Here is a 12,698-nt window from a genome sequence, read left to right on the forward strand (position 1 = left end):
CCAGTGCAGGTGGTGACAAGGGCTGACGGGTGGGGTGGCGGCGGAGCTTCAGGGCTCCGGGCTGGCACCTTGTGGTGCCTGGGGTGTTCGCTGGGGACTGCGCTGGCGCGGGGTGACCTGCACGGTACCGGCGTCGGCATCTACCCGTACCCAGTCGCCGGTGCGGATGCGCCACAGGGGGTCGTCGTCGAATTCGGTCAGTGCCGGTGCGTGTACCACCACGGCGCCGAGGGCCATCTTCGCGGTCATCTCGTTGAACAGCATGGCGCCTGGGGCCACCCCGGCGAGGCGTGCGATATGGAACTGCGACGACCACCCCGAGGAGCCTTTGGCGCCGGGGAACACCAGTACCTTGCCGGCGAAGCTGATACCCCTGAGTTCATGGCGGGTCTCGATCACGGTGCCGCTGCGCGGGTCGATGCCACCCCAGCCGGATATGCGATCACGGGTTACCAGGGCCTCGCCCTCGAAGACCCCGCCGACCACCCTGCGGCCCTTGAGCGTGAAGGAATCGGTCATTGCAGCACTCCTCTCCAGCGGCCTTCGATGGCTGCCTGTACACAGTCGGCCGTGCTGCCGAACCAGGCTTCGATGCCCATGATCGCCGGCAGGTAGTGGGCCTGTTTGGCCGAGTCCACTGCCGCCACTCGGGTACCTTTGGGGATCACCTTGCCGATGGCCGAGCAGGTGTCGGTCATCAGGTGGCCGCCAGCCGCTTCGATGATGCGCGTGTAGCCGGCCTGATCGGCGAGGTGCTTGATCGACGCCGCCGTGAATATCCACAGCTCGGTGTTGGCGCTCAGACGCTGGCCTTCGAGCAACTGGCAGACCTCCCAGATCTGTTCCAGGCTGTAGTGCGGGCAGCCGAGCATGACGAAATCCACCTCGGCGTTGCGCGCGGTGATGTTGACCTGCTCGTAGGCCCAGCGCCGCTCCGCCTCGCCGAAGTGCAGCACGGACCCGATCTGGCTGGTGCCGAAGGCTTCCTCGCGGGTGCGGGCTTCCGGGGTGACGCCGACCAAGTGATACATCTCCACTCCGCCGCTGGAAGCGGCCGCCGCGCCGAAGTGCTTGAGCCGTGCCAGATTGGGCTGGTGGCTCAGGCCCTCGATCACCGGGATACGGTCCTGCACCTGTTCGCCGACCCAGTAGCCGAGCAGGCCCCAGTCGGCAGTGCTGCTGACGTCGATGTCGAGCTGGATCAGGTGGTTGCCACGGCGGTTGTCATCGATATGCAGGCCCCAGTAGGGAATCTTGCCGGTGAGCATGGCCGCCCCGGTGCTTTCTCGGCCCTCGGCGTTGGTGCGCGCGCCGAGCACCGAGTTGATGTAGATCACCGCCGAGGATTCCATCCAGGCGCAGTGCTCGCCCTTCACCGGCACGTTGCCGACCTGATAGGGCGTGCAGGTGTTGAGTGGCTGCACGCCCAGGCCGCTGCTATAGGCCTGGCCCCGTTCGTAGATGCGTACCACATCCTCGCCGACGCCTTGCCGGGCCGCCTGTCTGGGGTCGATGCCCTGCTGCAGGTGGCTGCTGAATACCTTGACCCTGGGTATCTGCACGACCTGCACACTATCCAGATTGAACTCGCTGAACACCGCATCCATGCCGCCGTGACGGTCGCCGTACTGACGCAGGAAGGGCGTCGTGGCGCCGATGGTGCCGGCGACGTTGTGGGTATCCACCAGGCACTCGGCACCCAGGGCTTCGCCGTAGCGCACCAGCAGGTCCATGGCCTTGCTCACCGCCGGACCTTCGGCGCCGTCGAGCATGGCTTTTTCATCGTCGCGCAGTCTCATTGTCCGCCCTCCCGGCGATCGCTGATATCCACAGGCTTGATCAGCACGGCGCCATGTTCCATGCCCTTGACCGCGCCCCGATAGATATCCAGCCAGCCGCCGCCGAACTGCGCCGGCTGGGCCTGCCAGCGTTCGCCGCGGGCCTGCAGCTCGGCGGGTTCGATCCGTGCGTCGAGGCGGTTGTCATCCAGATCGATGTCGATGATGTCGCCATCGATCACCAGTGCCAGGGGGCCGCCGACGGCCGATTCCGGAGCCACTTCGGCCACTACCAGGCCCTTGCAGACCAGGCCGGAGAGGTGCCCGTCGGTAAGCATCGCCACCTTGTCACCGAGACCAGCGCCATCGATGGCGAACACCACCCGTGATGCGCCGCCCCCCATGGCCGGGCCGCCGCGTACTCCGGCACCGCGCATCACCACCACATGGCCGGGCTGGATGCGCCCGTCCTGCAATGCCGCGATGGCATCGGCAGCGCGTTCGAAACAGATGGCCGGACCACTGAAACGCCGCATCTTGCTCGGGTCGATGCCGTATTTGACGATACCGGCCTGGGGCGCGATGTTGCCGCGCAGCATGACGATCGCCGGCTGGGTGGCGAACGGTCGCTGCAGTGGCCGGATAACCTGATCGTCGGCGACGGTCACCTCTCTCAGGTTGTCGCTCAGGGTCTTTCCGGTGACGGTCAAGGCGTTGCCATGCAGCAGCGGCTCGAGGCGCTTGAGCAAGGCGCGGCCACCACCAGCCGCCTCCATCTGTTCGATACTGTGCTCGCCCATGGGCCTCACGCCGACCAGCACCGGTACCCGGTTGCCCAGTTCGCGGAACAGGCCGTAGATGTCGACATCGATGCCTCCCTCCGCGGCCACTGCCTGCAGGTGCTTGATGCAATTCACCGAGCCGCCGGCGGCCAGCACCACGCTGACCGCATTGGCGAAGGCGCCTGGGCTGAGAATGTCGCGCGGCTTGAGGTCCTCTTCGACCATGGCCACGATGCGCTGCCCGGCCTGGCGCACGAAGTCGAACATCTGCGGGCTGTTGGCGGCGATCGGCGAACTGCCCGGCAGAGCCATGCCCAGTGCTTCGCAGACCAGATGCATGGAGTTGGCGGTGCCCATGCCCGAACACACGCCCGGGCCCTTGATGGCATTGCGCGCCATGCCCACCAGTTCCTCCACCGGCAGTTTGCCGGTGACCGCGTGCATGGAACCGATGAAGACGTCTTCGATATCGACGTGGCGGCCGTTGTATTCACCGCTGGGCTGGTAGCCGCAAACCACCACCAGTGTCGGGATGTTCAGGCGAGCGGCGGCCATCAACTGACCGGGCACCGTCTTGTCGCAAGAGGCCAGGCAGATCATGCCGTCGAGCTGGGCACCTTCGACCGCCACCTCGATGTCATTGGTGATCAGATCGCGGGCGGCCAGCATGTAGGCGCCGCCAGCGCCGGCACCGGTGATGAAGTCGCTCGGTGCAGCGGTACGAATCTCGAAGGGCAGGGCGCCCGCGTCGCGGATCGATCGCTTGATCTCGGCGGCGATGCCATCCAGATGGCTGAAGCAGATGGCCAGGTTGGACGAGGAGTTGACGATGGCGATCTTCGGCTTCTCCAGTTCGCTCTCGTCGATCCCCAGGGCCCGCCACTGGGCGGCGCGTACTGCCCACAGATAGGAGCCATAGGGAAAGTTGCTGCGTAGCTTTCTGGGCATTGTGTGCTCCATTTTTTCTTATTGTTGACCGCCAGGCCGTGGTTCACGGGTGTCTTGTGGCGAGTCTAGGGGCGGGCCTAGAATCCGCAAACCTAATTTCGCTTATATGTGAAATCCAAAATATGGATATCAAAGACGTCGACCTCAACCTGCTGAAGATCTTCGATGCCCTGCGCCGCAAGCAGAGCGTGACCCAGGCCGGAGATCTCATGGGGCTCAGCCAGCCGGCCATGAGCTTCGCTCTGTCCAAGCTGCGTATCCTGTTCGACGACCCCCTGTTCGTGCGCACGTCACGGGGCATGCAGCCCACGGCAAGGGCTCTGCAGATCGCCGAGCCGGTGCAGCGCATCCTCGAACTGGTGAGCAGCGAGGTGCTGCCTTCTTCGGGCTTCGTTGCCGAGCATTCCGAGCGCAAGCTGGTGCTGTGCATGTCCGACATCGGCGAAATGGTGTTCCTGCCACGCCTGATGCGGGTGCTCGACGAACGTGCGCCGGGGCTGCGCATCCGGACCCTGGCGCTGTCCTCCGAGCAACTGGAGGAGGGGCTGGACGCTGGCGACGTGGACGCGGCCATCGGCTACTTCCCGCGTCTGCTCAACTCATCGATTCGCAACCGCGCGTTGTACAGCCACAGCTTCGTGTGCATCGTTCGTGAGGATCATCCGCAGATCGGCGAGCGTTTGAGTGCCGAGCAGTATCAGGCTGCCGATCACGTTGCGGTGCAGGCCGACGGCCGTGGCATGGGCGTGCTGGATCGCGAGCTGGCCATGCGTGGGGTGACCCGGCGAGTGCGCTTCAGCCTGCCGCGTTTCATGGGCGTGCCGTTTCTGGTGGCCGAGTCCGACATGATCGCCACGGTGCCCCTGGCCGTGGGTCGACGGTTCGCCGAGATCGCCCGAGTACGCCTGGTGGCGCTGCCCTGGGACATCACCGGCTACGACATCCACCTGCACTGGCACACCCGCTTTCATCACGATCCGGCCAACCGCTGGTTACGCGAAACCCTGGCCGACCTGCTGGCTGACTTCCCGGCACGGAGTCCGCTGCAGCGATTTGATGATCTTGATTAATAGTTAATTGACATAACTATTTTTCAGGGCTAGCTTCTGCTCATCGACAACAGACAACAAGAGAGCAATTCGATGAGCAAGTACGAAGGCCGCTGGCAAACCGTCAAGGTCGATGTCGAAGAAGGCATCGCCTGGGTCACCCTCAATCGTCCTGAAAAACGCAACGCCATGAGCCCGACCCTCAATCGCGAGATGGTCGAGATTCTCGAGGTGCTGGAACAGGATGCCGAGGCTCGCGTGCTGGTGCTTACCGGTGCCGGCGAGTCCTGGACCGCGGGCATGGACCTCAAGGAATACTTCCGCGAAGTGGACGCTGGCCCGGAAATCCTTCAGGAGAAGATCCGTCGCGAAGCCTCGCAATGGCAATGGCGCCTGCTGCGCTTTTACGCCAAGCCGACCATCGCCATGGTCAATGGCTGGTGCTTCGGAGGCGGTTTCAGCCCGCTGGTGGCCTGTGACCTGGCGATCTGCGCCGACGAAGCCACCTTCGGTCTGTCGGAGATCAACTGGGGCATCCCGCCGGGCAATCTGGTGAGCAAGGCGATGGCCGACACCGTGGGCCATCGTCAGTCGCTGTACTACATCATGACCGGCAAGACCTTCGGTGGTCAGAAAGCCGCCGAGATGGGGCTGGTCAACGAGAGCGTGCCTCTGGCGCAACTGCGTGAAACCACCCTGGAGCTGGCGCGCAACCTGCTGGAGAAGAACCCGGTGGTGCTGCGCGCGGCCAAGCATGGCTTCAAGCGCTGCCGCGAGCTGACCTGGGAGCAGAACGAAGATTACCTGTACGCCAAGCTCGATCAGTCGCGTCTGCTCGACGAGGAGGGTGGCCGCGAGCAGGGCATGAAGCAGTTCCTCGACGACAAGAGCATCAAGCCCGGCCTGCAGGCCTACAAGCGCTGATCGCTGTGCCTTGCTTCAGGTGGCGCTGGCGACAGCGCCGCAGTGTTGCCGACACAGGCAGCTCCCGATAAAGACAATAAGAGGAATCATCATGCTGGACGTGCCCCTGCTGATCGGCGGCCAATCGTGCCCCGCCGGTGATGGACGAACCTTCGAGCGCCGCAACCCGGTGACCGGTGGCGTGGTTTCGCGTGTCGCTGCCGCCACGCTGGAGGATGCCGACGCGGCGGTTGCCGCGGCCCAGGCTGCCTTTCCCGCCTGGGCTGCGCTGGCCCCCAACGAGCGGCGTACACGCCTGCTCAAGGCGGCCGAGCAGATGCAGGCACGGGCCGGCGAGTTCATCGCCGCCGCCGGGGAAACCGGGGCGATGGCCAACTGGTACGGTTTCAACGTGCACCTGGCGTCCAACATGCTGCGCGAGGCGGCGTCGCTGACCACGCAGATCAACGGCGAGGTGATTCCCTCCGACGTCCCCGGCAGTTTCGCCATGGCCTTGCGGCAACCCTGTGGCGTGGTGCTTGGCATCGCGCCCTGGAACGCGCCGGTGATTCTCGCCACCCGCGCCATCGCCATGCCGCTGGCTTGCGGCAATACCGTGGTGCTCAAGGCATCCGAGCTGAGCCCGGCGGTGCATCGGCTGATCGGCCAGGTGCTGCAGGATGCCGGCCTGGGTGATGGCGTGGTCAACGTGATCAGCAACGCGCCGGCCGATGCCGCGGCGATCGTCGAGCGGCTGATCGCCAACCCGGCGGTGCGACGGGTCAACTTCACCGGCTCGACCAAGGTCGGGCGCATCGTCGGTGAGCTCTCGGCACGTCACCTCAAGCCGGCACTGCTGGAGCTCGGTGGCAAGGCTCCCTTGCTGGTGCTCGATGACGCCGATCTGGATGCCGCCGTCGACGCCGCGGCGTTCGGTGCCTACTTCAACCAGGGGCAGATCTGCATGTCCACCGAACGGCTGCTGGTGGATGCCCGGGTTGCCGATGCCTTCGTGGCCAAGCTGGCCGAGAAGATCGCCACCTTGCGGGCCGGTGACCCGGCCGACAGCGCTTCGGTGCTGGGTTCGCTGGTCGACGTGTCGGCAGGCGAGCGTATCAAGGCATTGGTCGACGATGCCGTCAGCAAGGGCGCGCGCCTGGTCGCGGGCGGTCAGGTCGAAGGCAGCATCATGCAGGCCACGCTGCTCGACGGGGTGACCCCGGCGATGCGTCTGTATGCCGAAGAGTCCTTTGGCCCGGTTGCCGTGGTGCTACGCGGTGACGGCGACGAGGATCTGCTGCGCCTGGCCAACGACTCCGAGTTCGGGCTGTCGGCGGCGATCTTCAGCCGTGACACCAGCCGAGCGCTGGCGCTGGCGCAGCGCGTCGAGTCGGGCATCTGCCATATCAATGGGCCGACCGTGCACGACGAGGCGCAAATGCCCTTCGGTGGCGTCAAGTCCAGCGGCTACGGCAGCTTCGGCGGCAGATCGGCGATCGAGCAGTTCACCCAACTGCGCTGGGTCACCCTGCAGAACGGCCCGCGGCACTATCCCATTTAGCCGCGGCCGGTCCAATACCGTACCTGCCTGGCTGCGTCTGCCTGCCGTCCTTTCAGCGGGGCGGCGGCGCGACAGAAGAAAACAAGAACAACAGTGGCGGACCGATCCGCCCGAATGGAGAAACGCAAGGTGAACTCCGATATCAGACCGCGTTATCGCCAGGTTTCCATCGGCCATCCGGCCGTGGAAGTCAGTGAGCGCAAGGGCATTCTCCACATGCGTTCGCTGGAGCCGTTGGCGCCGCTACCCGAGCGCCTGCTCGATCGTCTGCTGCACTGGGCCGAGGTGCGCCCGCAGCAGACCTTCCTGGCCGTGCGCGACAGTGCGGGTGCCTGGCAGCACACCAGCTATGCACAGATGCTCGGCCAGGTGCGCGCCATCGCGCAAAGCCTGCTGGGCTTCGGCCTGAGCGCCGAACGGCCGCTGGCGATCCTCTCCGGCAATGGCCTGGAACATCTGCAGATCGCCCTCGGCGCGATGTACGCGGGCATCCCCTATTGCCCGGTATCGCCGGCCTACTCGCTGCTCTCCCAGGACTACGCCAAGCTGCGCCACGTCTGCGATCTGCTGCGCCCCGGGCTGGTGTTCATCGCCGATAGCCAGCCGTTCCAGCGCGCCATCGAAGCGGTGATCCCAGGCGATGTGCCGGTGATTGCCGTACGCGGTGAAGTCCACGGCCGGCATTGCCTCCGCTTCGCCAGCCTGCTGGAACAGCCAGGTGGTGCCGAAGCCGAGGCGGCATTCGCGGCCACCGGGCCGGACAGCATCGCCAAGTTTCTCTTCACCTCCGGTTCGACCAAGCTGCCCAAGGCGGTGGTCACCACCCAGCGCATGCTCTGCGCCAATCAGCAGATGCTCCTGCAGACCTTTCCGGTGTTCGGCGAAGAGCCACCGATACTGGTCGACTGGCTACCCTGGAACCACACCTTCGGTGGCAGCCATAACCTGGGTATCGTGCTCTACAACGGCGGCACCTTCTACCTCGACGAAGGCAAGCCCACGCCCCAGGGCATGGCCGAAACCCTGCGCAACCTGCGAGAGATTTCGCCCACTGCCTACCTCACCGTACCCAAGGGCTGGGAAGAGCTGGTCAGTGCACTGGAACAGGACGCCGCCCTGCGCGAGACCTTCTTCGCCCGCATCAAACTGTTCTTCTTCGCCGCTGCCGGGCTGTCGCAGAGTGTCTGGGACCGCCTCGATCGGGTCGCCGAGCAGCACTGTGGCGAACGTATCCGCATGATGGCCGGGCTGGGCATGACCGAGGCCGCGCCGTCCTGCACCTTCACCACCGGACCGCTGTCCATGGCCGGCTACATCGGCCTGCCGGCGCCGGGCTGTGAAGTGCGTCTGGTACCGGCTGACGGCAAGCTGGAAGGTCGTTTCCGCGGGCCGCACATCATGCCCGGCTACTGGCGTGCTCCGCAGCAGAGCGAGGAGGTGTTCGACGAGGAAGGGTTCTACTGTTCCGGTGACGCCCTCAAGCTGGCCGATCCGGCAGATCCGCAGCTCGGCCTGATGTTCGACGGGCGTATCGCCGAAGACTTCAAGCTGTCTTCCGGGGTGTTCGTCAGCGTCGGCCCGTTGCGTAACCGCGCGGTGCTCGAAGGCTCGCCCTACGTGCAGGACGTGGTGGTCGCCGCGCCGGATCGCGAATGCCTGGGGCTGCTGGTGTTCCCGCGCCTGCACGAGTGCCGGCAGCTGGCCGGGCTGGATGCCGCTGCCAGCGATGCCGAGGTGCTGGCCAGTGCCGGGGTGCGCGACTGGTTCGCCGGCTGGCTGCAGCGTCTCAACCGTGAAGCGACCGGTAATGCCACGCGTCTGGAGTGGCTCGCGCTGATGGACCAGGCGCCTTCCATCGACCGTGGCGAGATCACCGACAAGGGCTCGCTCAACCAACGTGCCGTATTGCAGTGGCGTGCCGATAAGGTCGAAGCGCTGTATCGCGGGCAGGACGATTCGATCCTGCGGGCCGAGACGGGTTCGTGAACGGCGGGCAGTTCACCGGCTTCGACGATGTCGCGATCATCGAGGCGGTGCGCACGCCCTGGGTCGACCTCAATGGGGCGCTGGCCCAGGTCTCGCCCATCGATCTGGGCATCAAGGTCGGGCGCGCCGTGCTGGCACGAGCAGGTCTCGAGCCAGGCGCGGTAGACAGCGTGCTGGCCGGCTGCATGGCCCAGGCCAGTTTCGACGCCTACCTGCTGCCAAGGCATGTCGGGCTCTACAGTGGCGTGCCACGACAGGTGCCCGCTCTGGCCGTGCAGCGGATCTGCGGCACCGGCCTGGAGCTGTTGCGCCAGGCCGGCACGCAGTTGCGTGACGGCGTGCAACTGGCACTGTGCGTGGGCGCCGAGTCCATGTCGCGCAACCCCATCGTCGCCTATGCACACCGCGCAGGGTTTCGCCTTGGCGCAGCGGTGGAGTTCAAGGATTTCCTCTGGGAGGCCCTTTACGACCCGGCCCCGGGCGTGGACATGATCGCCACCGCAGAACGCCTGGCCCATGACTATGGCATCAGCCGCGAGCAGGTGGATGCCTATGCGCTGAGCAGTCACCAGCGAGCCCTGCAGGCTCGCGACGGTGGCTGGCTGGCCGAAGAGATCGTCGCCGTCGGCAATGAGCGCTTTGAACTGGATGGCTATCAGACGCGCGGCATTCAACTGCCCAGGCGGGTTGCCGACGTGGCGCAGGATAGTCATCCACGGCCTACCGATGCCGAGGCGCTGGCCCGCTTGAACGCCATTCATCCCAACGGTGTGCAGACCGCTGGCAACAGCTGCGCGGTGGTCGATGGCGCGGCGGCGGCCCTGGTCGGCCGCGCGTGCGACTGCACGCGCTCGCCTCTGGCGCTGCTGCGCGCTGCCAGCGTGATCGGCGTGGCGCCGGAGAGCATGGGCATCGGCCCCGCGCCCGCCATCCAGCTATTGCTGAAGCGCAGCGGCCTGAGGCTCGATGAGATCGGTATGCTGGAAATCAACGAGGCTCAGGGCGCCCAGGTACTAGCGGTCAGTCAGGTGCTGGAGCTGGATCCTTCGCGTCTGAATCAACGCGGCGGCTCCATCGCTCTTGGCCACCCACTGGCCGCTACCGGCCTGCGTTTGGTGATGACCCTGGCACGGCAGTTGCGCGACGCCAATCTACGTTACGGCATCGCCGCTGCCTGCATTGGTGGTGGACAGGGCATGGCGCTGCTGATCGAGAACCCAGGCTATCGGCCTTGAGGTTTCAACCGGTACTTTGCGAGGTGCTTCATGTGGCATTACCAAGCGCCTCTGCGCGATATGCAATTCGTTCTCGAACACTGGCTGCAGGCACCTGCGGCCTGGGCCGAGCTGCCGTCTTTCGCTGACGTCGATCTGCCGTTGGCGCTGCAGGTGCTGGAGGAAGCCGGGCGCTTCAGTTCAGGCGTGCTGGCGCCCCTGAACGGCAGCGGTGATCGTCAGGGTTGCCGCTGGCACGATGGCGAGGTGAGCACGCCCGAGGGATTCGCAGACGCCTACCGCGCATTCGTGGAGGGCGGTTGGCCGGCGCTGGCCTGTGCCCCCGCCCATGGTGGCCAGGGCTTGCCGCAGTTGCTCGACGCAGCGCTGCAGGAAATGCTCTACGCCAGCAACCACGCCTGGGCCATGTACACCGGCATCGCCCATGGTGCCTACCTGTGTCTGCAGGCCCACGCGCCGGAGGGCATCAAGGCACGCTATCTGGAAGCCATCGTATCCGGGCAGGCGCTGCCGACCATGTGCCTGACCGAGCCGCAGGCCGGCAGTGATGTCGGCTTGCTGCGTTGCCGAGCCGAAGCCCATGCGGATGGCAGTTACCGGATCACCGGCAGCAAGCTGTTCATCTCCGGCGGCGAGCACGACCTGACCGACGATATCCTGCATCTGGTGCTGGCCCGGCTGCCGGATGCGTCAGCCGGCAGCCGAGGCATTTCGCTGTTTCTGGTGCCCAAGTACCTGGAGGATGGCCAGCGCAATGCCCTGCGTTGTGACGGCATCGAGCACAAGATGGGCATCAAGGGCAGCGCCACCTGTTCGCTGAATTTCGACGGCGCCCAGGGGTGGTTGATCGGTGAGGCGCATCGCGGGCTGGCGGCGATCTTCGTGATGATGAACTCGGCGCGCCTGCACGTCGGTCTGCAGGGCCTTGGGCATGCCGAGGCCGCCTGGCAGAACGCCGCGGATTACGCCCGTCAGCGTCAGCAGATGCGGGCACCGGCGCGCCCTGCCGGGGTGGCTGCTGCTGGCGCCGACCCGATCCATTACCACCCGGCCATGCGTCTGGCCCTGCTGCGCCTGCGCACGGTCAGCCAGGGTCTGCGGGTCATCGGTTACTGGGGGGCGCATCTGCTGGACCAGGCCGAGCACGCCGTCGCCGAGCCGACGCGCCAGCAGGCTCAGCGCCTGGCGGGTCTGCTGACGCCAGTCATCAAGGCATTCTTCACCGATCAGGGCTTTCACCTGGCCAGCGAGGCGCTGCAGGTCTTCGGTGGTTACGGCTACATCGGCGAGTACGCCGTCGAGCAGACCCTGCGCGATAGCCGTATCGCCATGATCTACGAAGGCAGCAACGAGATTCAGGCCAACGATCTGCTGCTGCGCAAGGTGCTCGCCGATCAGGGCCTGGCCTTCACCGAACTGCTCGCGCTGTTCGACGAGGAGAGTGCCGCTGGCGGTGCGTACGCCGGGCTGTTGAGTGACCTGTGCAGCACGCTGCGCGGGGTCTTGCTACGGATCCGTGAAGGCGTCGAGGGCGACGCTGAATATCCCTACCGGATCGCCGGTGACTTTCTCCATCTGATGGGCTGGGCACTGCTGGCCCATGCCTGGGCGCGTTCGGCACGCCTGGCGCGCACGCTGCTGACGGAGGATGCCGGGTATCAGGAAAAGCTCGATAGCGCGGCGTTCTTCTTCAGCTATCTGTTGCCGGAAATCGACCTGCGTATCGCGCGAATCGAGGCCGCCCGTGCGCCGTTGGCCTTTCTGCACTGAGCCAGGTGCAAGCACCTGCAGCGTGTCGACAGGCAACGCGAGCCTTGCCGCTCGACGCTGCGCTTAGCCATTGACCTTGCGCAGCAGGTGCAGCAATTGCACGCGCTCATCTTCGTCGAGGGCGGCGGTGGCGGCATCGTCGCTGGCCACGGCGACGGCCTTGAGCTGCTCCAGCAGGGTCAGCCCGGCCTTGGTGAGGAACACCCCGTAGGCGCGCTTGTCCTGCACGCCCCTTACGCGCTGCGCCAGGCCGCGGGTTTCCAGCTTGTTGAGCAGAGGCACCAGTTGCGGCGGTTCGATGGCAAGCTGGCGGGCCAGATCCGCCTGCATGAGGCCGGGCTCGTTGTCGATGATCACCATGGCGGTGAATTGTGCAGGGCGCAGGTCATGTTCGGCGAGATTGCCCACCAGATGCTGGAACACTTTCAACTGGGCGCGGCGCAGGGCGTAGCCGACCAGCGTGTCCAGCCAGTTGTCGCTGAGGGCATCGGCCCCGTGCGAGGTGCCTGGAGCGGTATCGATCTGACTGGAGGGGCTGCTCATGGGGGCTCTTCTTCGGTTAAGCGTGTTAAGCATTTTGCATGCTCGTGCTGCAGCTGGCCAGTGGCGCGGTTCTGCACATTCGTTAAGCGCTGCTCAACAAGCTTTAACAACCTTTAACAACACCGCTCGGTCATCCCTCCCTA

At 65.6% G+C, this 12,698-nt stretch carries 10 protein-coding genes; 6 read left to right on the plus strand and 4 right to left on the minus strand.

All coding sequences use genetic code 11. The annotated features are described in order from the left end of the window. Positions 1 to 48: 48 nt before the first annotated feature. Genes ACT9T4_RS12035 through ilvD form a run of 3 tightly spaced genes read right to left on the minus strand, consistent with a single transcriptional unit; the run spans position 49 to position 3,508 of the window. On the minus strand, positions 49 to 519 hold the full coding sequence (locus ACT9T4_RS12035) for an aconitase X swivel domain-containing protein (RefSeq protein ID WP_499117124.1): 471 nt from the start codon (positions 517 to 519) through the stop codon (positions 49 to 51). Beyond that, positions 516 to 1,799: an aconitase X gene (locus ACT9T4_RS12040; RefSeq protein WP_499117126.1), complete on the minus strand. Its 1,284-nt coding sequence runs from the start codon at positions 1,797 to 1,799 to the stop codon at positions 516 to 518. The genes ACT9T4_RS12035 and ACT9T4_RS12040 overlap by 4 nt, the downstream gene beginning before the upstream one ends. Continuing rightward, a complete protein-coding gene (gene ilvD, locus ACT9T4_RS12045) occupies positions 1,796 to 3,508 on the minus strand; it encodes a dihydroxy-acid dehydratase (RefSeq protein WP_499117128.1) in 1,713 nt (570 codons plus the stop codon). Before ilvD ends, ACT9T4_RS12040 begins: the two co-directional genes overlap by 4 nt. 122 nt (positions 3,509 to 3,630) lie before the next feature. On the opposite strand from ilvD, the gene ACT9T4_RS12050 reads away from it, so the two are divergent. The 6 genes from ACT9T4_RS12050 (at position 3,631) to ACT9T4_RS12075 (ending at position 12,012) form a co-directional block, all read left to right on the plus strand. Next, on the plus strand, positions 3,631 to 4,578 hold the full coding sequence (locus tag ACT9T4_RS12050) for a LysR family transcriptional regulator (RefSeq protein ID WP_499117130.1): 948 nt from the start codon (positions 3,631 to 3,633) through the stop codon (positions 4,576 to 4,578). A 72-nt stretch (positions 4,579 to 4,650) separates the two neighbouring features. Continuing rightward, positions 4,651 to 5,481, plus strand: coding sequence for a p-hydroxycinnamoyl CoA hydratase/lyase (locus tag ACT9T4_RS12055; protein ID WP_042556760.1), 831 nt, complete (start codon positions 4,651 to 4,653; stop codon positions 5,479 to 5,481). A gap of 91 nt (positions 5,482 to 5,572) precedes the next feature. Next, entirely contained in the window at positions 5,573 to 7,021 is a 1,449-nt protein-coding gene (locus ACT9T4_RS12060; protein WP_499117132.1) for an aldehyde dehydrogenase, read from the plus strand. 114 nt (positions 7,022 to 7,135) lie between these two features. Next, positions 7,136 to 9,007 carry a feruloyl-CoA synthase gene (locus ACT9T4_RS12065; RefSeq protein ID WP_499117134.1) on the plus strand — a complete coding sequence of 624 codons (1,872 nt, stop codon included), beginning with the start codon at positions 7,136 to 7,138 and terminating at the stop codon, positions 9,005 to 9,007. After that, positions 9,004 to 10,242: a thiolase family protein gene (locus ACT9T4_RS12070; protein WP_499117136.1), complete on the plus strand. Its 1,239-nt coding sequence runs from the start codon at positions 9,004 to 9,006 to the stop codon at positions 10,240 to 10,242. The genes ACT9T4_RS12065 and ACT9T4_RS12070 overlap by 4 nt, the downstream gene beginning before the upstream one ends. A gap of 30 nt (positions 10,243 to 10,272) precedes the next feature. Further along, positions 10,273 to 12,012, plus strand: coding sequence for an acyl-CoA dehydrogenase (locus ACT9T4_RS12075; RefSeq protein ID WP_499117138.1), 1,740 nt, complete (start codon positions 10,273 to 10,275; stop codon positions 12,010 to 12,012). Between the two features lie 63 nt (positions 12,013 to 12,075). Here the strand turns inward: ACT9T4_RS12075 and ACT9T4_RS12080 are convergent, their stop codons facing one another. Continuing rightward, entirely contained in the window at positions 12,076 to 12,555 is a 480-nt protein-coding gene (locus tag ACT9T4_RS12080; protein WP_042556765.1) for a MarR family winged helix-turn-helix transcriptional regulator, read from the minus strand. Positions 12,556 to 12,698 lie beyond the last annotated feature (143 nt).

The organism is Pseudomonas sp. SZ40 (genome assembly GCF_052958135.1).

Coding starts and splice junctions, on each gene's coding strand:
- ACT9T4_RS12035 (WP_499117124.1), bottom strand. CDS start 519: ATGACCGATTCCTTCACGCTCAAGGGCCGCAGGGTGGTCGGCGGGGTC.
- ACT9T4_RS12040 (WP_499117126.1), bottom strand. CDS start 1,799: ATGAGACTGCGCGACGATGAAAAAGCCATGCTCGACGGCGCCGAAGGT.
- ilvD (WP_499117128.1), bottom strand. CDS start 3,508: ATGCCCAGAAAGCTACGCAGCAACTTTCCCTATGGCTCCTATCTGTGG.
- ACT9T4_RS12050 (WP_499117130.1), top strand. CDS start 3,631: ATGGATATCAAAGACGTCGACCTCAACCTGCTGAAGATCTTCGATGCC.
- ACT9T4_RS12055 (WP_042556760.1), top strand. CDS start 4,651: ATGAGCAAGTACGAAGGCCGCTGGCAAACCGTCAAGGTCGATGTCGAA.
- ACT9T4_RS12060 (WP_499117132.1), top strand. CDS start 5,573: ATGCTGGACGTGCCCCTGCTGATCGGCGGCCAATCGTGCCCCGCCGGT.
- ACT9T4_RS12065 (WP_499117134.1), top strand. CDS start 7,136: ATGGAGAAACGCAAGGTGAACTCCGATATCAGACCGCGTTATCGCCAG.
- ACT9T4_RS12075 (WP_499117138.1), top strand. CDS start 10,273: ATGTGGCATTACCAAGCGCCTCTGCGCGATATGCAATTCGTTCTCGAA.
- ACT9T4_RS12080 (WP_042556765.1), bottom strand. CDS start 12,555: ATGAGCAGCCCCTCCAGTCAGATCGATACCGCTCCAGGCACCTCGCAC.